This is a genomic window from Pseudomonas sp. 910_23, from assembly GCF_052850795.1.
This window is the reverse complement of sequence record NZ_VXCZ01000004.1, coordinates 244,999-266,219: the sequence shown is the minus strand read 5'-3', so window position 1 is coordinate 266,219 and position 21,221 is coordinate 244,999. Positions and strand designations below refer to the sequence as shown.

13 protein-coding genes are annotated in these 21,221 nt (G+C 60.6%); 7 read left to right on the top strand and 6 right to left on the bottom strand.

Annotated elements, in window-relative coordinates; all coding sequences use genetic code 11:
- The first annotated feature begins 73 nt into the window (after positions 1–73).
- Positions 74–2,338 carry a bifunctional 23S rRNA (guanine(2069)-N(7))-methyltransferase RlmK/23S rRNA (guanine(2445)-N(2))-methyltransferase RlmL gene (gene rlmKL, locus FW800_RS06890; RefSeq protein WP_005790343.1) on the top strand — a complete coding sequence of 755 codons (2,265 nt, stop codon included), beginning with the start codon at positions 74–76 and terminating at the stop codon, positions 2,336–2,338.
- A gap of 230 nt (positions 2,339–2,568) precedes the next feature.
- Positions 2,569–4,995: a sensor domain-containing diguanylate cyclase gene (locus tag FW800_RS06885; RefSeq protein ID WP_446437268.1), complete on the top strand. Its 2,427-nt coding sequence runs from the start codon at positions 2,569–2,571 to the stop codon at positions 4,993–4,995.
- Between the two features lie 81 nt (positions 4,996–5,076).
- On the opposite strand, the gene dacB is transcribed toward FW800_RS06885, so the two are convergent.
- A complete protein-coding gene (gene dacB, locus FW800_RS06880; protein ID WP_005790339.1) occupies positions 5,077–6,537 on the bottom strand; it encodes a D-alanyl-D-alanine carboxypeptidase/D-alanyl-D-alanine endopeptidase in 1,461 nt (486 codons plus the stop codon).
- A gap of 236 nt (positions 6,538–6,773) precedes the next feature.
- On the opposite strand from dacB, the gene FW800_RS06875 reads away from it, so the two are divergent.
- A complete protein-coding gene (locus tag FW800_RS06875) occupies positions 6,774–7,118 on the top strand; it encodes a YggL family protein (RefSeq protein WP_446437267.1) in 345 nt (114 codons plus the stop codon).
- Between the two features lie 55 nt (positions 7,119–7,173).
- Here FW800_RS06875 and FW800_RS06870 read toward each other — a convergent pair whose 3' ends face one another.
- The gene (locus FW800_RS06870; protein ID WP_446437266.1) at positions 7,174–8,364 is read right to left on the bottom strand and encodes a benzoate/H(+) symporter BenE family transporter; all 1,191 of its coding nucleotides are present in this window, start codon (positions 8,362–8,364) and stop codon (positions 7,174–7,176) included.
- A gap of 244 nt (positions 8,365–8,608) precedes the next feature.
- Here FW800_RS06870 and FW800_RS06865 point away from each other — a divergent pair, with 244 nt between their 5' ends.
- Positions 8,609–9,373, top strand: a complete 765-nt coding sequence (locus tag FW800_RS06865) for a GntR family transcriptional regulator (protein WP_005790335.1) — start codon at positions 8,609–8,611, stop codon at positions 9,371–9,373.
- A gap of 122 nt (positions 9,374–9,495) precedes the next feature.
- Here FW800_RS06865 and guaD read toward each other — a convergent pair whose 3' ends face one another.
- The 4 genes from guaD to xdhA form a co-directional block, all read right to left on the bottom strand.
- Positions 9,496–10,800 (bottom strand): guanine deaminase, encoded by a 1,305-nt coding sequence (gene guaD / locus FW800_RS06860; protein ID WP_446437265.1) that lies wholly within the window; start codon positions 10,798–10,800, stop codon positions 9,496–9,498.
- A 7-nt stretch (positions 10,801–10,807) separates the two neighbouring features.
- On the bottom strand, positions 10,808–11,650 hold the full coding sequence (xdhC, locus tag FW800_RS06855) for a xanthine dehydrogenase accessory protein XdhC (protein ID WP_446437264.1): 843 nt from the start codon (positions 11,648–11,650) through the stop codon (positions 10,808–10,810).
- A 123-nt stretch (positions 11,651–11,773) separates the two neighbouring features.
- Positions 11,774–14,173 (bottom strand): xanthine dehydrogenase molybdopterin binding subunit, encoded by a 2,400-nt coding sequence (gene xdhB, locus FW800_RS06850; RefSeq protein ID WP_103733631.1) that lies wholly within the window; start codon positions 14,171–14,173, stop codon positions 11,774–11,776.
- A complete protein-coding gene (xdhA, locus tag FW800_RS06845; protein ID WP_446437263.1) occupies positions 14,166–15,614 on the bottom strand; it encodes a xanthine dehydrogenase small subunit in 1,449 nt (482 codons plus the stop codon). Before xdhA ends, xdhB begins: the two co-directional genes overlap by 8 nt.
- 280 nt (positions 15,615–15,894) lie before the next feature.
- On the opposite strand from xdhA, the gene FW800_RS06840 reads away from it, so the two are divergent.
- From FW800_RS06840 to zipA, 3 genes are all read left to right on the top strand, one after another.
- Positions 15,895–16,554 carry a GntR family transcriptional regulator gene (locus FW800_RS06840; protein WP_005790326.1) on the top strand — a complete coding sequence of 220 codons (660 nt, stop codon included), beginning with the start codon at positions 15,895–15,897 and terminating at the stop codon, positions 16,552–16,554.
- A gap of 2 nt (positions 16,555–16,556) precedes the next feature.
- Entirely contained in the window at positions 16,557–20,045 is a 3,489-nt protein-coding gene (gene smc / locus FW800_RS06835; RefSeq protein WP_446437262.1) for a chromosome segregation protein SMC, read from the top strand.
- 259 nt (positions 20,046–20,304) lie between these two features.
- Positions 20,305–21,168: a cell division protein ZipA gene (gene zipA, locus FW800_RS06830; protein WP_446437261.1), complete on the top strand. Its 864-nt coding sequence runs from the start codon at positions 20,305–20,307 to the stop codon at positions 21,166–21,168.
- Positions 21,169–21,221: the final 53 nt, after the last annotated feature.

The window sequence follows — 21,221 nt, the reverse complement described above, 5'->3', positions numbered from 1 at the left end:
AAAGTGCTTGATTGAAAACCGAGCCGGCGATGCGTCGCCCGTTCATTTATTGCTGAAAAGCCTGGAATGCCCCATGTCGGACCGTTTTGAACTCTTCCTCACTTGCCCCAAGGGCCTCGAAGGCCTGCTGATCGAGGAAGCCGTCGGGCTTGGCCTTGAGGACGCCCGCGAGCACACCTCGGCCGTTCGCGGCATGGCCGACATGGAAACCGCCTACCGCCTGTGCCTGTGGTCACGCTTGGCCAACCGTGTGCTGCTGGTACTCAAGCGCTTCCCGATGAAGGACGCCGAAGACCTCTACCACGGCGTGCTGGATATCGAATGGGCCGACCACATGGTTCCCGACGGTACCCTGGCGGTCGAGTTCAGCGGTCACGGCTCGGGCATCGACAACACCCACTTCGGCGCGCTGAAGGTCAAGGATGCGATCGTGGACAAGCTGCGCACCCCAACCGGCGAGCGTCCATCCATCGACAAGATCAACCCGGACCTGCGCATTCACCTGCGCCTGGACCGTGGCGAAGCGATCCTGTCCCTGGACCTTTCCGGCCACAGCCTGCACCAGCGTGGCTACCGCCTGCAGCAGGGCGCGGCACCGCTGAAGGAAAACCTGGCAGCGGCGATCCTGATTCGCGCCGGCTGGCCACGCATTGCAGCCGAAGGCGGCGCGCTGACCGACCCGATGTGCGGCGTCGGCACCTTCCTGGTTGAAGGCGCGATGATCGCCGCCGACATGGCCCCCAACCTCAACCGCGAGCTGTGGGGTTTCACCACGTGGCTGGGCCACGTCCCGGCGCTGTGGAAAAAGCTGCACACCGAGGCCAGCGAGCGTGCGGCCATTGGTATGAACAAGCCACCGTTGTGGGTACGCGGTTACGAAGCCGACCCGCGCCTGATTCAACCCGCCCGCAATAACATCGAACGCGCCGGCCTGAGCCACTGGATCAAGGTGTACCAGGGAGAAGTGGGCACGTTCGAGCCGCGCCCGGACCAGAACCAGAAAGGCCTGGTGATCTGCAACCCACCCTACGGTGAGCGCCTGGGTGACGAAGCCAGCCTGTTGTACCTCTACCAGAACCTCGGCGAGCGCCTGCGCCAGGCCTGCATGGGCTGGGAAGCTGCGGTGTTCACCGGCGCGCCGGACCTGGGCAAGCGCATGGGCATCCGCAGCCACAAACAGTATTCGTTCTGGAACGGTGCGCTGCCGTGCAAATTGCTGCTGATCAAGGTCAACCCGGATCAGTTCGTCACCGGCGAACGTCGCACGCCGGAGCAGCGCCAGGCTGAGCGTGAGCAAGCGGCTTACGACCAGGCGCCGACCGAGCCCGTTGAGCGCCAGTACAACAAGAACGGCAACCCGATCAAGCCAGCCCCGGCCCCGGTGGTCGAACAGGCGCGCTTGAGCGAAGGCGGGCAGATGTTTGCCAACCGCCTGCAAAAGAACCTCAAGCTGCTGGGCAAATGGGCCAAGCGTGAAGGCGTGGATTGCTACCGTGTGTATGACGCCGACATGCCCGAGTACTCCATGGCCATCGACCTGTACCACGATTGGGTTCACGTACAGGAATACGCGGCACCAAAATCCATCGACCCGGAAAAAGCTTCGGCGCGCATGTTCGACGCCCTGGCAGCGATTCCCCAGGCCCTGAACGTCGACAAGAGCCGCGTGGTGGTCAAGCGTCGCGAGCGTCAGAGCGGCACCAAGCAATACGAACGCCAGAGCGCCCAGGGCAAGTTCACCGAGGTCAGCGAAGGTGGCGTGAAGCTGCTGGTCAACCTCACCGACTACCTGGATACCGGCCTGTTCCTCGACCACCGCCCGATGCGTATGCGCATCCAGAAAGAAGCGGCCGGCAAGCGCTTCCTCAACCTGTATTGCTACACCGCCACCGCCAGCGTCCATGCTGCCAAGGGTGGAGCGCGCAGCACCACCAGCGTCGACCTGTCCAAAACCTATCTGGACTGGGCGCGTCGCAACTTCTCCCTCAATGGTTTCTCCGACAAGAACCGCCTGGAGCAGGGTGATGTCATGGCGTGGCTGGAGGCCAGTCGCGATGAGTTCGATATGATTTTCATCGACCCGCCGACCTTCTCCAACTCCAAGCGCATGGAAGGTATCTTCGACGTGCAGCGTGACCACGTGCAGTTGCTCGACCTGGCCATGGCGCGCCTGGCGCCGGGTGGCGTGCTGTACTTCTCCAACAACTTCCGCAAGTTCCAGTTGGAAGACAACCTCAGCGAACGCTATGCGGTCGAAGAGATCAGCGACAAGACCATCGACCCGGATTTTGCGCGCAATGCGAAGATCCACCGGGCCTGGAAAATCACTGCTCGCTGATTAATATCAGCAGTTCTGAATGCGCCGAGTATCCAGTGTGGGAGGGGGCTTGCTCCCGATAGCAGAGTATCAGTCACCAATGTATTGGCTGATCCACCGCTATCGGGAGCAAGCCCCCTCCCACATTAAGCCCCTGCAGTTTTTAGGCTGGTCAAACACCCGACCAATGGCTATAACTTAAACCCCAGCCAACGTGACACCCCCGCACACTGGCGTTGTGAGTGTTGCCTATGCCGATGCAAGCTGTCCGCCCGAAAATCCTTGGTTTTATCAGTGAACAGGCGTCGGCTTGGCTGGTGGCATTGGTGGTGTTGTTGGCTGGCAGCGCGTTGACGATGGTTGTCGCGTGGGCGACTGCCGACCTGTATCAGCAACAGGTGCGCCAGCGTTTCCAGTTGCTGGTCAATGAGCGCTACACCCGCATCCAGGAGCGTTTTGAGGATCAGGAGTTGCGCCTGGGTAGCCTGCAGCGTTTCTTCATCAACTCTGGCGATGTCTCCCGTGCCGAGTTCGACGGCTTCGCCCAGCCACTGCTGCTCAATGCGCGTGCCTACGCCTGGGCACCGCGCATATTTCGTGAGCAGCGCAGGGCGTTCGAGCGAGAGATTTCCCGTCAGCGTGGCATCCCTTTCAGTATCCGTGAACTCAATGGCTTGGGTGAGTTGGCGCCCGCGCCCGAGCGCGATGAATACGTACCGGTGTTGTACAGCCAGACGCAAAGCCTGCTGGGTTCGCCCTTGGGGTTTGACCTGCTGGCCCAGCCCTTGCGCCGGTCAGCCCTGGAGCGTGCGCAAAAAAACGCCAGGCCGGCAGTGTCACAGCCCATGCAATTGGTGGGCGTGGAGCCTGCCTACGCGGGCGGCGTGCTGCTGGTGGCGCCAGTGAGCAAAGCCGTTGGTAGCGAGCCCTACGGCTTTGTCATGGCGGTGCTCAGCATGCGCCAACTGGTGGCCGATGGGTTGCCCAAACCGAATCGCGACAATCTGGTCATGCAGATCGTTGACACTTCCGATACGCAGCAACGGGTGTTGTATGCATCCAGCAATACGGTGGGCAACAGCGACCTGACGGCGACACGCCGCCTCACCCTTGGCGATCACGTCTATGCCCTGAGCCTGCGTGCCAGCGAGGTGTTCGACAAGGCCAATCATTCCTCGATGAACACCATTCTGGGCATGGGTGTGCTGCTCAGCGCCTTGCTCAGTGCCTTGCTCTACGTGCTGGTCAGCCAGCGCCAGCGTGCGCTGAAACTGGTGGAACAGCGCACCGTGCAGTTGCGCTTGCGTGAGCAAGAGTTGCGTGGGGCTCACGGGCAATTACGCAGTGTGCTGAATGCGGCGACTCAGGTCGCGATCATCGCCACCGATTTGCGCGGTGTGATCAACACCTTCAATGCCGGCGCCGAACAGATGTTGGGTTTCAAGGCCGAAGAGGTGCTGGGTCGCCTGACCCTGGAAAGCCTGCACCTGGCCGTGGAACTCGAAGCGCGGGCTGCGCCGTTGAGCCTGGCGCTAGGCAAACGTATTGCGCCGAGCCAGGCGATGCTGGTGGAGAGCCCTGACAGCCTGCATGAAGCTCGCGAGTGGACGCTGGTGCGCAAGGACGGTACCCAACTGACGGTCAACATGCTGGCCACCGTGCTCCTGGACGACTTTGGTCTGTGGGTCGGGCACTTGGCAATTTACCTGGATATCACCGAGCAAAAGCGCGCCTATGAAGCCCTGGCCGCCCGGGACCGTCTGCTGAAAAAACTGAGTGCTCATGTGCCTGGCGGGATTTTCCAGTTCACCCAGGACCTGCAGGGCAATGGGCGTTTCATTTATGCCAGCGAAGGTATGCGCGATATCTATGAAATCGAACTTGGCGCATTACAGCAGGATGCAGGCAAGGTGCTGGAACGCATTCACCCCTTGGACATCGAGCGAGTGCGTGCCTCGATACGTTTGTCGGCGTTGCAACTGAGCCATTGGCGCGAAGAATATCGCGTGCAGTTGCCTCAGCGAGGCTTGCGCTGGATTCGCGGCGAAGCGACACCTGAAGAGTTACCTGGAGGCGGTACGCTTTGGCACGGTTATGTGTCGGATATTTCCGATCTCAAACGGGTCGAGGAAGAACTGCGCGCGCTTTCCATCACTGACTCTCTGACGGGCATCTATAACCGGCGTTATTTTCAGGATCGGCTCAAGGGCGAGATGCTGCGGATCAACCGCACCTCGGGCGCACTGTCGTTGATCATGCTCGATATCGATCACTTCAAGCGCATCAACGACCAGCATGGTCACGCCGTGGGCGACGGGGTGTTGCAGGAGTTGTGCAAGCGCATAGGCCAGCGCTTGCGCCGTACCGACGTGTTTTGCCGCCTGGGTGGGGAAGAATTCGTGGTGCTGTGCCCAAGTACCAATGGTGCCCAGGCCTATAGCCTGGCAACTCAGTTGTGGCAGTCGTTGCGCGATACGCCGATGGAACCGGTGGGCATCGTCACTGCCAGCTTTGGCGTAGCCAGTTGGCGGACCGATGAAGATATCGATGGGTTGCTGCTGCGCGCTGATTCGGCAGTGTATGTGGCCAAGCAGGCGGGCAGGGACCGGGTCGAGGCGTGTGGGAGCGAGCAAGCCCTACTGACTGTAGGAGCGAGCTTGCTCGCGAAAAAACCATAGACGCCGCGTGTACTCAGGAAACACGCGTGATCGTTGACGTTTTTCGCGAGCAAGCTCGCTCCTGCAGGGTAGTGTGATGCTTTACAGAACCGGCGCGGCTGCAACGGCCTTCGGCTGGCGATACAGGTCCAGGAGCACCTGGTCCAACACCGATGACGCGCCCCAAGGCTTGGAGTCGTTGAGAATCGCCACCACCGCCCAAGTGTTGCCATTGTTGTCACGGCTGAACCCGGCGATGGCGCGCACGGTGTTCAGGGTACCGGTCTTCACATGAGCTTCGCCGCGCATCGCTGTGGTCTTCAGGCGTTTACGCATGGTGCCGTCAGTGCCGGCGATTGGCATCGAACTGATGTACTCCGCCGCGTAGGGGCTTTTCCAGGCGGCTTGCAGCATGGCCGCCATCTCGCGGGCGCTGACCCGTTCGGCGCGGGACAGGCCGGAGCCGTTCTCCATCACCAAGTGTGGCGCGGTGATGCCTTTTTTGGCCAGCCATTGGCGCACGACGCGTTGCGCGGCCTTGGCATCGTCGCCATCGGCATCGTTGCGAAATTGCGCGCCCAGGCTCAGGAACAGTTGCTGGGCCATGGTGTTGTTGCTGTATTTGTTGATGTCGCGAATGATTTCCGCCAGGTCCGGCGAGAAGGCGCGGGCCAGCACCTTGGCATCCTTGGGCACTGGCGCCTGGATATCGCGGCCCTGGATGGTGCCGCCCAGCTCCTTCCAGATCGCACGCACGGCGCCGGCGGTGTAGGTGGCGTGGTCGAGCAGTGACAGGTAAGTCTGCGAGCTGCAGCCATCGGCCAGTTGGCCGCTGACAGTCACGGTCACACTGCCGTCGGCGGCGGTCACCGGGTTGTAACGCACGTCACCGGTGCACTGTTTGGCGTTGGTGACTTTCACCTGGTTGTCGATGCGAATGCTGGCAATCGGCGGTTCGACCGACACGATCACGCGTCCCGAATCATTACGGGTCACGAAGCGCAGGGCCTTGAGGTTGACCAGCAAGGCATCGGGCTTGACCAGGAACGGCTTGTTCTCGTCGTTGCCGTCGTCATTGAAATCAGGCAACAGCGGCTGGTTGAAGAAGTTGCGATCCAGTACCAGGTCGCCGGTGACCTGCTGCACGCCATTGGCACGCAGGTCGCGCATCAGCAGCCAGAGCTTTTCCATGTTCAGCTTGGGATCGCCGCCGCCCTTGAGGTACAGGTTGCCACGCAACACGCCACCGCTGAGGGTGCCGTCGGTGTAGAACTCGGTCTTCCACTGGTGGTTGGGGCCGAGCATCTCCAGGGCCGCGTAAGTGGTCACCAGCTTCATGGTAGAGGCCGGGTTCACCGATACGTCGGCATTGAATACGGTTGGCGTACCGGGGCCGTTCAGAGGCAGCATCACCAGAGACAACGCGGTATTGGGCAGTTTGGCTTTCTGCAAGGCCTGCGCGACGCTGGGGGGCAGGGCAGTATTGATGGGGGCGGCAGTGGCCGAAAGGGCCAAAGGCAAAAGGACACTGGCAAGTAATACAGAACGCAACGATTTGATCATAAGAAATAAAACCCTACTGCTGAGAAGGGTGAAAAAGGCGAGGGGTATATAAGAAAATCCCTCAATGGTCACGAAAGTGTCGGCATTATGCCCCAAGGTGGCTTCACTTGTAGCTGAACGATAGCCGCTAATCAGGTTTTTTTAACGGCCGATGCGCCGCCCGTCCCAGAGAGTCGGGCAATTGCCGCCTTAAACTGCTAAAGTGCCGCCCGTTATTACTTATGAGGATTGTTCCAATGGCGACTAACCGTTCCCAGCGTCTGCGCAAAAAACTGTGCGTTGATGAATTTCAAGAGCTGGGTTTCGAACTGAACCTGGACTTCAACGAAGGCCTGAGTGAAGAAGCTATCGACGCTTTCCTCGAAGCATTCATCAAAGAAGCCATGGAAGCCAATGGTCTGGGCTATGTCGGCGGCGATGACTACGGTCTGGTTTGCCTGCAGAAGCGTGGCTCGGTGTCCGAAGAGCAGCGCGCTGCTGTCGAAGCCTGGCTGAAAACCCGTTCCGAGCTGACCAAGGCTGAAGTCAGCCCGTTGCTGGACGTCTGGTACCCGGAAAAGCCGATCAATCCGGTAGCCTGATGTACTGAAACAGCGACCCGCCCGGGTCGCTGTCTCGTTATGAGGTTTTAAAATTTCAGGCCTTGCGCCAATTCAAGATCAACAGCGTCAACACCCCCGCCACAATCCCCCAGAACGCCGACCCGATGGAAAACAACGTCAAGCCTGACGCGGTGACCATAAAGGTGATCAGCGCCGCTTCCCGCTCCTTCGGCTCATTCATGGCAATGCTCAGGCCGTTGATGATCGAGCCAAACAACGCCAGCGCCGCAATCGATAGCACCAGTTCCTTGGGCAGGGCTGCGAACAATGCTGCCAGCGTGGCGCCGAATACCCCGGCAATCCCATAGAACACCCCACACCACACCGCAGCGGTGTAGCGCTTGTTGCGGTCTTCATGGGCGTGCGGCCCGGTGCAGATCGCCGCGCTGATCGCCGCCAGGTTGATGCCGTGGGAGCCGAACGGTGCCAACACCAGCGAGGCCAGGCCGGTGGTGGTGATCAGCGGCGAAGCCGGCACGGTGTAGCCGTCGGCCCGCAGCACGGCGACCCCGGGCATGTTCTGCGAGGTCATGGCCACCACAAACAGCGGGATACCGATGCTGATGGTCGCCGCCAGTGAGAAATGCGGTGTGGTCCATACGGGCGTCGCCACTTCCAGATGAAAACCGCTGAAGTCCAGCAACCCCATCAGCCCCGACAGCGCGGTGCCTATCAGTAGCGCGGCAAGCACGGCATAGCGCGGCGACAGGCGCTTGATGATCAGGTAGGTGAAAAACATCCCCAGTACCAGACCGGTGCGATGCTGCGCAGCGACGAAGATTTCGCTGCCGATCTTGAACAGGATCCCCGCCAGCAACGCCGCCGCCAGCGATGCAGGGATGCGCTTGACCAGTTTTTCAAAGCTGCCGGTCATCCCGCATAGGGTCACCAGCACTGCGCAGGTGATGTAGGCGCCGATGGCTTCGCCATAACTCACGCCGCCTAAACTGGTGATCAACAGCGCCGCGCCGGGTGTGGACCAGGCGATGGTGATGGGTGTGCGATAGCGCAGGGACAGGCCGATGCTGCATACCGCCATGCCGATGGAAATCGCCCAGATCCACGAAGAAATCTGTGCGGTGGCCAAACCGGCGGCTTGGCCGGCCTGGAACATCAGCACCAGGGAGCTGGTGTAGCCGGTCATCATGGCGATAAAACCGGCGACGATGGCCGAGGGGGAGGTGTCGGCCAGCGGGCGCAAGGGCGCTTGGGTGGCGTCGGTCATGGAAGGGTGTTCCTTTTACCTGGGATTTGCCGGTGACGGCGCAGATTCAAGCCTAAACTCAAACGTAACGAGTCATTGCAATACAGCCGGGGCCGCAAACAGCCGTACAGTGTGTTGGCGCATTGGGTTGTGTACAATGTGCGCTGTTTTTAGGTGATACTTGCCAGCGACCCGTAGTTGCCGTATTACCTTGAATTTGCCGTATTACCGTTAATTCGCCGCCGTTCTCCCTACCCGAGTGCCCATGAACGAACAGTTGCAACCTCTCAAGAAACAACCGCGAGCCGGCAAGACCGGTCGCAGCGGAACCCAGGACGATATCGTCTACGCGCATATCTTCGAGGCGATCCTCGAACAACGCCTGGCACCCGGAACCAAATTGAGTGAAGAGGCACTGGGCGAGATCTTTGGCGTTAGCCGCACCATCATTCGCCGCGCACTGTCGCGCCTGGCCCATGAAGGCGTGGTACTGCTGCGGCCCAATCGCGGCGCAGTGGTTGCCAGCCCCAGTGTGGAAGAAGCGCGCCAGGTGTTCATGGCCCGGCGTCTGGTGGAGCGAGCGATCACGGAGTTGGCGGTGCAGCACGCTACCGCTGAGCAATTGGCCGAGTTGCGCCAGATGGTCAATGACGAGCGCGACAGTTTCTCCCGCGGTGATCGCGGTGCCGGTATCCGTCTTTCCGGCGAGTTCCACCTGAAACTGGCCGAAGCGGCCAAGAACGCGCCGTTGATCAGCTTCCAGCGCAGCCTGGTGTCCCAGACCTCATTGATCATCGCCCAGTACGAAAGCGGCAACCGCTCGCACTGTTCCTACGATGAGCACACCCAGTTGATCGACGCGATCGAAGCCCGCGATGCGGTGCTGGCGGTGAACTTGATGATGCATCATATGGATCATATCGACAGCAAGCTCAACCTCGATGAAGAGAGCGCGTCGGATGATTTGCATGCGGTGTTTTCGCACCTTCTACAGACTAAAAAACCTGGGCGCACGTCTGTAAAGTTGTAAACCCAATCAAATGTGGGAGCCGGGCTTGCCCGCGATGCAGGCGCCGCGGTGTATCAGTTACACCGCGGTGATGCTATCGCAGGCAAGCCAGCTCCCACATTGGTTTTGTGGTGTCTCTGAGATCAGCGCTGGTGCACCAGCTGGCCGGCTGCATAGGTTTGAAACACTGCCCGATCATCCCCCAGCGTCATCAGCACAAACAACGTCTCGGCAATGTTATTGGCCTGCTTCAAGCGATAGCTGAGCAGTGGCGTGGCGTTGTAGTCCAGCACCAGGAAGTCCGCATCCGTCCCCGGCTGCAATGTGCCGATCCTGTCTTCCAGACGCAACGCGCGCGCACCGCCCAGGGTCGCCAGATAGAGCGACTTGAACGGGCTCAACCGCGCTCCCTGCAACTGCATGACCTTATAGGCTTCATTCAGTGTTTGCAGGAGCGAGAAGCTGGTGCCGCCGCCCACGTCGGTGCCCAGGCCTACGTTCAATTTGTGCTTCTCGGCCATGGGCAAGTTGAACAACCCACTGCCGAGGAAGAAGTTCGACGTTGGGCAGAACGCCACCGCCGAGCCGGTCTCCGCCAGCCGTGCGCATTCGTCGTCACACAGGTGCACGCCGTGGGCAAACACCGAGCGCTCGCCGAGCAGTTTGTAATGGTCGTACACGTCCAGGTAGCCGTTGCGCTCGGGAAACAGCTCGTTTACCCACTCGACTTCCTGCTTGTTCTCACTGATGTGGGTCTGCATGTACAGATCTGGGTATTCGCCCAGCAATTGCCCGGCCAGCGCCAGTTGCTCAGGCGTGCTGGTGGGGGCGAAGCGTGGCGTAACGGCATAATGCAGGCGGCCTTTGCCGTGCCAGCGTTCGATCAACGCCTTGCTTTCCTGATAGCCGGATTCAGGTGTGTCGGTCAGGTAGTCCGGCGCGTTGCGGTCCATCATCACTTTGCCGGCGATCATGCGCAGGTCGAGTTTCTCGGCCGCTTCAAAAAACGAGTTCACCGATTGCGGGTGTACGCTGCCGAAGACCAGTGCGGTGGTGGTGCCGTTGCGCAACAACTCCTTGATGAAGATATCCGCGACGTTATCGGCGTGGGCCTTGTCGGCGAACTGGCTTTCACAGGGGAAAGTGTAGGTGTTGAGCCAATCCAGCAATTGCTCGCCGTAGGCGCCGATCATGCCGGTTTGCGGCAGATGGATATGGGTGTCGATCAGGCCGGGGGTGATCAATGCGTCCTGGTAGTGCGTGATGTCGATGTCGGCGGGCAGCGTCGGCAGCAGGTCGCTGGCGTGGCCGAGCGCACTGATCTGGCCGTTATCGATCACCAGCAGGCCGTCTTCGAAATACTCGTAGGAGGCGTCGATGCCAACGATGGCAGGGTCGTCGATGCTGTGCAGGATGGCGGCGCGGTAGGCTTTGCGAGTCAAAGGCATGGTTATCTCAATTGATAGCTTGGCTGCGGCGCGAAGCCGGCAGCAGTTTGGCAATGGGTTCGGCGCCGGCAGTGTGCTGGCCGAAATTGGCGTTATAGGTGGCGATGATTTCGCCGGCGATGGAGATGGCGATCTCTACCGGCAACTTGCCCTTCACCTCTGTGAGGCCCATGGGGCAGCGCATGCGTTGCAACCGTGCGGTGTCGAAGCCGCGGTCACGCAGGCGGTGTTCGAATTTGACGCGTTTGGTTTTCGAGCCGATCAGGCCGAAGTAGGCGAAGTCATTGCGCTTGAGCAGGGCGGCGGTGAGTTCCAGGTCCAGCGCGTGATTGTGGGTCATGACGATGCAGTAACTGCCCGCGGGCAGGTCGGCAATTTCATCGACCGGTTCTTCACTGACGATTTTACGCACGCCTTGCGGGACGTGCTCCGGAAACTCCTGCTCACGGGAATCGATCCAGCGTACGCGGCAGGGCAAGCTTGCCAGTAACGGCACCAGCGCACGCCCGACATGGCCGGCGCCAAACACCGCGATCTGCGCCTGCACCTGGCCCATGGGTTCGAACAGCAATACCGCCACGCCACCGCAGCACTGGCCCAGGCTCGCGCCGAGGCTGAAGCGCTCCAGATGAGTGGTTTGCTGGCCGCGCACGAGCATGTCGCGAGCGAGCTGCATTGCCTTGTATTCCAGGTGCCCGCCGCCGATGGTGTCGAAGGTGCGCGCGGCACTGATCACCATCTTGGAACCGGCATTACGTGGCGTGGAGCCCAGCTCTTCGATGATGGTCACCAGTACGCAGGGTTCGCCCTGGTTTTGCAGGGTGGCGAGGGCGCTGATCCAGTTGTCCATGTCTACCTCAACATTTCTGCTGTTAGTTCGGCCGCTATCGCAGGCAAGCCAGCTCCCACATTTGATCGGGTTAGCACCTCAAAATGTGGGAGCCGGGCTTGCCCGCGATGGCAGCGCCTGGGTCTAGAGCGAAGCCAATTCAGTGTCAGCCTCGACAGCCTTCGCCGCCCGCAACTGCCGCATCTGCTCACACCCCCACAACACCCGCTCGGGCGTGGCCGGCGCATCGATCTTTGGTTGCTGGCGATAGTCAGCCAAACTCGCCACCGCATCTTTGATCGCGCACCACGAAGCAATCCCGAGCATGAACGGCGGCTCACCCACGGCCTTGGAATGGAATACTGTGTCCTCCGGGTTCTTGCGGTTCTCCACCAGTTTCACCCGCAGGTCCAGCGGCATGTCCGCTACGGCCGGGATCTTGTAGCTGGCCGGCCCGTTAGTCATGAGCTTGCCCTTGTTGTTCCACACCAGTTCTTCCATGGTCAGCCAACCCATGCCCTGGATAAAGCCGCCTTCGACCTGGCCGATGTCGATGGCCGGGTTCAACGAAGCGCCCACATCGTGGAGGATGTCGGTGCGCAGCATCTTGTATTCGCCGGTCAGGGTGTCGACGATCACTTCGCAGCAGGCCGCGCCGAACGCGTAGTAGTAGAACGGTCGTCCGCGCGACTGGCTGCGGTCGTAAAAGATTTTCGGGGTCTTGTAGAAACCGGTGCTCGACAGCGAGACCTGGCCGAAATACGCCTGCTGGATCAACGCTTCGAACGTCAGGATCTGCTCGCGTACACGCACATGGCCGTTGCGGAACTCTACGTCCGCTTCACTGACGTCGTACTTGCGCGCAGCGAACTCCACCAGGCGCTGCTTGATGGTCTCGGCGGCATTCTGTGCCGCCTTGCCGTTCAGGTCGGCACCGCTGGAAGCCGCAGTGGGCGAGGTGTTGGGCACCTTGTCGGTGTTGGTGGCGGTGATCTGCACGCGGTCGATGTCCACCTGGAACACTTCCGCCACCACTTGCGCGACCTTGGTATTCAAGCCCTGGCCCATCTCGGTGCCGCCGTGGTTCAGGTGGATGCTGCCGTCTGTGTAGATATGAATCAGCGCGCCGGCCTGATTCAGGAAGCTTGCGGTGAAAGAAATGCCGAATTTCACCGGGGTCAGCGCCAGGCCCTTTTTCAGGATCGGGCTGTGGGCGTTATACAGACGGATCGCTTCGCGGCGTTCGGCATATTGGCTGCTGGCTTCGAGTTCGGCGGTCATCTCTTCGAGCATGTTGTGCTCGACGGTCTGGTAGTAGTGGGTGACGTTGCGCTCGGTCTTGCCGTAGTAGTTGGCCTTGCGTACCGCCAGTGGGTCTTGGCCTAAATGGCGGGCGATGGCGTCCATCACTTCCTCGATGGCGACCATGCCTTGGGGGCCGCCGAAGCCGCGATAGGCGGTGTTGGAGGCCGTGTTGGTCTTGCAGCGATGGCCGTTGACCGTCGCATCGCCCAGGTAATACGAATTGTCGGCGTGGAACATCGCGCGGTCGACAATCGAGTTGGACAGGTCTGGCGAGCAGCCGCAGTTACCCGCCAGTTCCAGGTTGATCCCGTGCAGGCGACCGTTGTCGTCGAAGCCCACGTCGTACTCGATATAGAACGGGTGACGCTTGCCCGTCATCAGCATGTCTTCAACCCGCGGCAAACGCATCTTGGTCGGCTGACCGGTCAAGCGTGCCACCACCGCGCACAGGCAGGCGGGGCTGGCGGCCTGGGTTTCCTTGCCGCCGAACCCGCCGCCCATGCGACGCATGTCCACGACAATCTTGTTCATCGACACGTCAAGCACTTCGGCCACCAGCTTCTGCACTTCGGTAGGGTTTTGCGTAGAGCAATAGACGATCATGCCGCCGTCTTCGGTGGGCATTACCGAAGAGATCTGGGTTTCCAGATAGAAGTGTTCCTGGCCGCCGATATGCAGGGTCCCCTGGATACGGTGCTTGGCACTCGCCAGCGCAGACGCCGAATCGCCGCGTTGGTGCGTGTGGCTGTCGAGCACGAAATGCTTGTTGCGAAAGGCCTCGACCACATCCAGCACCGGCTCCAGGTCTTCGTATTCGATCACTGCCGCCATCGCTGCCTTGCGCGCGGTCTCCAGGTCACGGGCCGCCACGGCCAGCACCACCTGGCCGACGAACTGCACAGTGTCGATGGCCAGCAATGGGTCGCCGGGCATCAACGGCCCGATGTCTTTCAGGCCCGGTACATCTTCGTGGGTAATCGCAATGCGCACGCCGTCGAAGGCGTAGCAGGGCGCAGTGTCGATACTGAGAATGCGGGCGTGGGCACGGTCGGACAGGCGCGCATACAGGTGCAACTGGTTGGGAAATTCCAGGCGGTCATCGATGTACTGCGCTTCGCCGCTGACGTGCTTGGCGGCGCTGTCATGCTTGACGCTGCGCCCGACCCCGGAGGTGAGATCCCGGGCAAACAGTTCGGCAAGTTCGGCCTGGGTCTTTACGACGGCGTGATGGTTAGACATAAGCGGTCACCCGAGTCTCGATGTGCGGCGTTTGCAGTTCGATGAAGTATTTGCGCAGCAGGTTCTGCGCGCTGAGCAGGCGATACTCCTTGCTGGCGCGGAAGTCCGACAGCGGGGTGAAGTCCTGTGCCAGGGCGGCGCAGGCTTTCTCGACCGTGGCCGAGTTCCAGATGGCGCCCACCAGCGCGGCCTCGCAACTTTTTGCGCGTTTTGGTGTGGCAGCCATGCCGCCGAAGGCAACGCGCGCCGCGCTGATCACACCGTTGTCGATGTTCAGGTTGAACGCCGCGCACACGGCTGAAATATCATCGTCCAGGCGCTTGGACACCTTATAGGCACGGAACAGTGCGTGGCCTTTGGGCACGATGATCTTCTCGATGAACTCGCTGTCCTGGCGGGCGGTGACACGGTAATCGATGAAATAGTCTTCCAGCGCCAGCGTGCGGCGGGTGTTGCCTTTGCACAGTACGATCTGGGCGCCGAGCGCAATCAACAGTGGCGGCGAATCCCCAATCGGTGAGGCGTTGCCGATATTACCGCCCAGGGTGCCCTGGTTGCGGATTTGCAGGGAGGCGAAGCGCTGCAGCAGTTCGCCGAAGTCCGGGTATTCATGGTGTAGCGCGGTGTAGCAATCGGAGAGAACGGTGGCCGCGCCGATCTCCAGGCGGTCGTCGAAATGTTCGATGCGCTTCATGTCTTCAATGTTGCCGACGTAGATCATCACCGGCAGGGTGCGGTGGAACTGGGTGACTTCCAGCGCCAGGTCGGTGCCGCCGGCCAGCAGGCGGGCTTGCGGATAGGCGTCGTAGAGGTCGGCCAGGTCGGCGACGGTCAAGGGCACCAGGCAGCGTTTGTCACCGCTGTTGAGCTCGCCGGTCTGGGTGGGCGCGATGCTTTTAAGGCGGGCGATGGTGTCGGCCTCGCGGCAGTCGAACTGATCCTGAGGCTTGTTGCAGCAGGCTTGTTCGGCGGCGGCCAGGATCGGGCGATAACCTGTGCAGCGGCACAGGTTGCCGGCCAGGGCTTCATGGGCTCTGTGGCTGTCGGGGGCGTCACTGTTTTTTTGCAGGGCAAACAACGACATCACGAAACCCGGGGTGCAAAAGCCGCACTGCGAGCCATGGCACTCGACCATGGCCTGTTGCACGCTGTGCAGTTGGCCCTGGTGCTTGAGATCTTCAACGCTGATCAGTTGTTTGCCGTGCAGCGACGACACGAAAGTCAGGCAGGAGTTGAGGCTGCGGTAACGAATCTGCTCGGTGCCTTGGTCATCGGTATGCAGCTCACCGACCACCACCGTGCACGCACCGCAGTCGCCGCTGGCGCAGCCTTCCTTGGTACCGGATTTGCCCACATGCTCACGCAGATAGTTGAGCACGGTCAGGTTGGGGTCCAGGGCGTGCTCGCTACGGAGTTCCTGGTTGAGTAAAAACTGGATCACGGAAGGCCTCGCAGACTCATTATTGTTGTTAACCGCTTTGCGCCGAATCTAGTCATGTCTGACTTTTCGGTCAATGGTTTTCTGACCTATGGGTCAAGAAAATGCGATCGCAACACTTTCAATTATGGTTCAGTCTTCTGGCACCGGTGTTTTTGGCGGCGTGTGGGCTGTTAACGTTGCTTATTTCATGCCAAATTCGCCACGGTGGGCGTAGCGCCATCAGCGAGCCAATGCGCTACACTGCCGCGCTTGTACCGATAGAAGATTTTGAAGGGAAAACATGACGTTCAAGGCGCCGGACAGTCTCGCCGAGCAAATCGCTCACCACCTCGCCGAACGTATCATTCGCGGCGAACTCAAGCCTGGGGAGCGGATCCAGGAACAGAAGGTCACGCTGGCGCTCAACGTCAGTCGCGGTTCCGTGCGCGAAGCCTTGCTGATCCTCGAACGCCGCCATCTGATCGCGATCCTGCCGCGCCGTGGCGCCCACGTCACCGAGCTCACCGCGCACAAGGTGCAGAGCCTGTGTACGTTGATGGGCGAGATGTACATCCTGCTCGGCAATGCAGTGGCCGAAGGCTGGCAGACCCAGGCCGATATGGCGCCGTTCTTGCAGATCCAGCAACGCCTGCAGCTGAGCTTGGAGCGCGAGGACATCCGCGCCTTTGTCGAAGAAAGCTTCAGCGTGATGCGCGCCGCGTATCCCTTCGCCAACAACCCGTATTTGCAGGAAACCGTCGAAAACCTGCAGCCGGCGATGAACCGCGCTTATTACCTGGCCCTGGATCAGCGCAAGGCGTCCATGAGCGAGTTCCAGGCACTGTTCGAGCAATTGCTCGCCGCGGTGCTCGCCCGTGATCTGGTGCAGATTCGCCTGGTGCTGTCGGCCTACTGCCAGCGCAGTAGCTCGCTGGTCATCGCTGCGTTGGCGGACGCCTAAGCGTGCGGCTCAAGTGCATCAAGTTGGCGGGGTTCAAATCCTTCGTCGACCCGACTACCGTGAACTTCCCCAGCAACATGGCAGCGGTAGTGGGACCCAATGGCTGCGGCAAGTCGAACATCATCGACGCCGTACGCTGGGTGATGGGCGAGAGCTCGGCGAAGAACCTGCGTGGCGAGTCGATGACCGATGTCATCTTCAACGGCTCCACCAGCCGCAAGCCGGTGAGCCAGGCCAGCATCGAACTGGTGTTCGACAACTCTGATGGTACCCTGGTCGGCGAATACGCCGCCTACGCAGAGATCTCCATTCGCCGCAAAGTCACGCGCGACAGCCAGAACAGTTACTTCCTCAACGGCACCAAGTGTCGCCGTCGGGACATCACCGATATTTTCCTTGGCACCGGCTTGGGCCCGCGCAGCTATTCGATCATCGAACAGGGCATGATCTCCAAGCTGATCGAAGCCAAGCCCGAAGACCTGCGTAACTTTATCGAAGAAGCAGCCGGCATTTCCAAGTACAAGGAGCGCCGCCGCGAAACTGAAAACCGCATCCGCCGTACCCATGAAAACCTCGCCCGCCTGACCGACCTGCGCGAAGAGCTTGAGCGCCAGTTGGAGCGTCTGCACCGCCAGGCCCAGGCCGCCGAGAAGTATCAGGAATACAAGGGCGAAGAGCGCCAGCTCAAGGCGCAACTGTCGGCCCTGCGTTGGCAGGCACTGAACGATCAAGTGGGCCAGCGCGAAGCGATCATTGGCACCCAGGAGGTCAGCTTTGAGGCGCTGGTGGCCGAGCAACGCAATGCTGATGCCAGCATCGAACGCTTGCGTGACGGGCACCATGAATTGTCCGAACGCTTCAATCTGGTGCAGGGGCGTTTCTATTCGGTGGGGGGCGATATCGCTCGGGTCGAGCAGAGCATCCAGCACGGCCAGCAGCGTTTGCGCCAGTTGCAGGATGACTTGAAGGAGGCCGAGCGCGCCCGCCTGGAAACCGAGTCGCACCTGGGCCATGACCGCACCTTGCTGCTGACCCTCGGCGAAGAGCTGGACATGCTCACCCCCGAGCAGGAAATCACCAACGCCGCCGCCGAAGAGGCCGCCGCCGCGCTGGAAGAATCCGAAACCACCATGCACGCCTGGCAGGAGCAGTGGGATACCTTCAACCTGCAATCGGCCGAGCCGCGTCGCCAGGCCGAGGTGCAGCAGTCGCGCATTCAGCAACTGGAAACCAGCATGGAGCGCCTGGCCGAACGCCAGCGTCGCCTGCAGGAAGAACGTGTATTGCTCGCCGCCGACCCCGAAGACGCGGCGATCATGGCGCTGAGCGAGCAACTGGCCGAAAGCGAAATGACGCTGGAAGAGTTGGAAGCCAGCGAGGAACAACAGGTGGAACGCCTGGAGCAATTGCGTCAGCAACTGCATACGGCAACCCAGGCGCAGCAGCAGGCCCAGGGCGATCTGCAACGGCTCAATGGGCGCCTGGCATCTCTTGAAGCCTTGCAGCAAGCTGCGCTGGACCCTGGCACCGGCACCGCCGAGTGGCTGCGCGACCAGCATCTGGCCGAGCGCCCGCGCCTGGCCGAAGGCTTGAAGGTAGAAGCCGGTTGGGAGCTGGCGGTAGAAACCGTACTCGGCGCCGATCTGCAAGCGGTGCTGGTGGACGATTTTGGCGGCTTCGACCTGGCCGGTTTCGCCCAGGGCGATTTGCGTTTGCTCAGCCCGGCGGCCGACGGCACGCGGGTACCGGGCAGCCTGCTGGACAAGGTCGAGGCGGCGATTGATTTGTCGCCATGGCTGGGCCAGGTCAAGCCGGTTGAGTCACTTGAACAGGCCCTGGCCCAGCGCGGTCAACTGAGCGCCGGCGAAAGCCTGATCAGTCGCGACGGTTATTGGATCGGCCGACATTTCCTGCGCGTGCGCCGTGCCAGCGAAGCGGAAAGTGGCGTATTGGCCCGCGGCCAGGAAATCGTCAACCTGATCGCCGAACGCGAAGAGCGCGAAGCCACCCTCGAAAGCCTGGAAACCGAACTGCAAACCCTGCGCGCCACCCAGCGCCAGCAAGAGACTGGCCGCGAACACCTGCGCCGCTTGTTGCAAGACGAAGCGCGCCAGCAAGGCGAATTGAAAGCCCAACTGTCGGCGAGCAAAGCCAAGGTCGAACAACTGACCCTGCGCCGCACCCGCCTTGACGAAGAAGTGGCCGAGATGGGCGAACAGCGCGCCCTTGAACATGAGCAGGTTGGCGAAGCGCGCCTGCAATTGCAGGAAGCCCTCGACAGCATGGCCCTGGATACCGAGCAGCGCGAGTTGCTGCTGGCCCAGCGTGACAGCCTGCGCGAACGCCTCGACCGCGTGCGCCAGGAAGCTCGCCAGCACAAGGATCACGCTCACCAGTTGGCGGTGCGCCTGGGCTCTCTGCGGGCCCAGCATGATTCCACGCGCCAGGCCCTTGAGCGCCTGGAGATGCAGTCCGAACGCCTCACCGAAAAACGTGAGCAACTGAGCCTCAACCTGGAGGAGGGCGAGGCGCCGTTGGAAGAGCTGCGCCTCAAGCTTGAGGAACTGCTCGACAAGCGCATGACCGTCGACGTAGAGCTCAAGACCGCGCAGATCGCCCTGGAAGATGCCGACCGCGAACTGCGTGACGCTGAAAAGCGCCGTACCATGGCCGAGCAGCAATCCCAATTGATCCGCGGCCAACTCGAACAACAGCGCATGGAGTGGCAAGCCCTCACCGTGCGCCGCAAGACCTTGCAAGACCAGTTGCTCGAAGACGGTTATGACCTGCATGGCGTGCTCAACACCCTGACCGCCCAGGCCAACGAGAAGGAAGCCGAAGAAGAACTTGAGCGGATTGCCGCACGCATTCAACGCCTTGGCGCCATCAACCTTGCGGCGATCGATGAGTACCAGCAGCAGTCCGAGCGCAAACGTTATCTGGATGCTCAGGATGCCGATCTGGTCGAAGCCCTGGACACCCTGGAAAACGTGATCCGCAAGATCGACAAGGAAACCCGCAACCGCTTCAAAGATACCTTTGATCAGATTAATGGCGGTTTACAGGCGTTATTCCCAAAAGTTTTCGGTGGTGGCAGTGCCTACTTGGAACTGACGGGCGAAGATCTACTCGATACAGGGGTAACGATCATGGCGCGGCCTCCGGGCAAGAAGAACAGCACCATCCATTTGTTGTCCGGTGGCGAAAAAGCCCTGACCGCATTGGCCCTGGTATTTGCCATCTTCAAGTTGAACCCGGCGCCGTTCTGTATGCTCGACGAAGTTGACGCGCCGCTGGATGACGCTAACGTTGGACGCTACGCTCGGTTGGTCAAAGAGATGTCCCAGACTGTGCAGTTCATCTACATCACCCACAACAAGATCGCCATGGAAATGGCGGACCAGTTGATGGGGGTCACGATGCACGAGCCGGGCTGTTCGCGTTTGGTCGCAGTGGATGTGGAAGAGGCGATGGCAATGGTGGAATCCTGAACCATGCCAGGAGAGAGAATTTACGGCACGTCGTAGGGCGATTTACCGGTCTGGCGAAAGTGGCAAATGGACATATTTGTTCAAGGCATTTTGACAGACGGTGTAAAGTTATCTTTGGTCGTGCTAGTTTAATGTCAATTTTTCGTATGCGTGGGCAAAACGTCAGTCAGAACATAGAGTTGGCGCCACGTTTTAAAGCGGTTTGCACGGTGCTAAACCCCTTATTTTTCAGCATTTTTTATTAGAGGCACGGGATTACATGGAAATCGGTCTGCGCGAGTGGCTGATCGTCATCGGCATCATTGTCATTGCCGGTATTCTTTTCGATGGCTGGCGCCGCATGCGCGGTGGCAAGGGCAAGCTCAAGTTCCGCTTGGACCGAAACCTGTCCAACTTGCCTGACGACGACGGCGCCGCCGAGCTGCTGGGGCCGCCCCGTGTGCTGGATACCCACAAAGAGCCGCAACTGGACGAGCATGATTTGCCGTCAATGAGCGCGCCGTTGCGGGAAGTCCGCGAGCCGTCCTCCAAGCGCGGCAAGCGTGGTGGCGCGGCGGTTGCCGAGCCGCATCAAGGTGACCTGAACCTCGACGTCGATGACGGCCCGAGCTTCAGCAGCCGTGATGACGACTTCCCCGACGAAACTCCGACCAAAAGCGCGCCACGCCAATCGGTAAACGATCAGCCGGCCGCCGAGGAAGTCCTGGTTATCAGTGTGATCTGCCGCGATGCCGGTGGCTTCAAGGGCCCTGCGCTGTTGCAGAACATCCTTGAGAGCGGCCTGCGCTTTGGCGAGATGGATATATTCCACCGTCACGAGAGCATGGCCGGTAATGGCGAAGTGCTGTTCTCCATGGCCAATGCGGTCAAACCCGGCACTTTCGATCTGGACGATATCGACCTGTTCAGCACCCCGGCGGTGAGTTTCTTCCTCGGCTTGCCAGGCCCGCGTCACCCCAAGCAAGCGTTTGATGTGATGGTGGCCGCAGCTCGCAAGCTGTCCCAGGAATTGAACGGCGAGCTCAAGGACGACCAACGCAGCGTCCTGACCGCCCAGACCATCGAGCATTATCGTCAGCGCATCGTCGAGTTCGAGCGTCGTGCCCTGACACAGAAACGCTGAGGTTCGATCATAAGCGTTGTCTGTAGAATCCATGCACTAACATATTGAGCAGC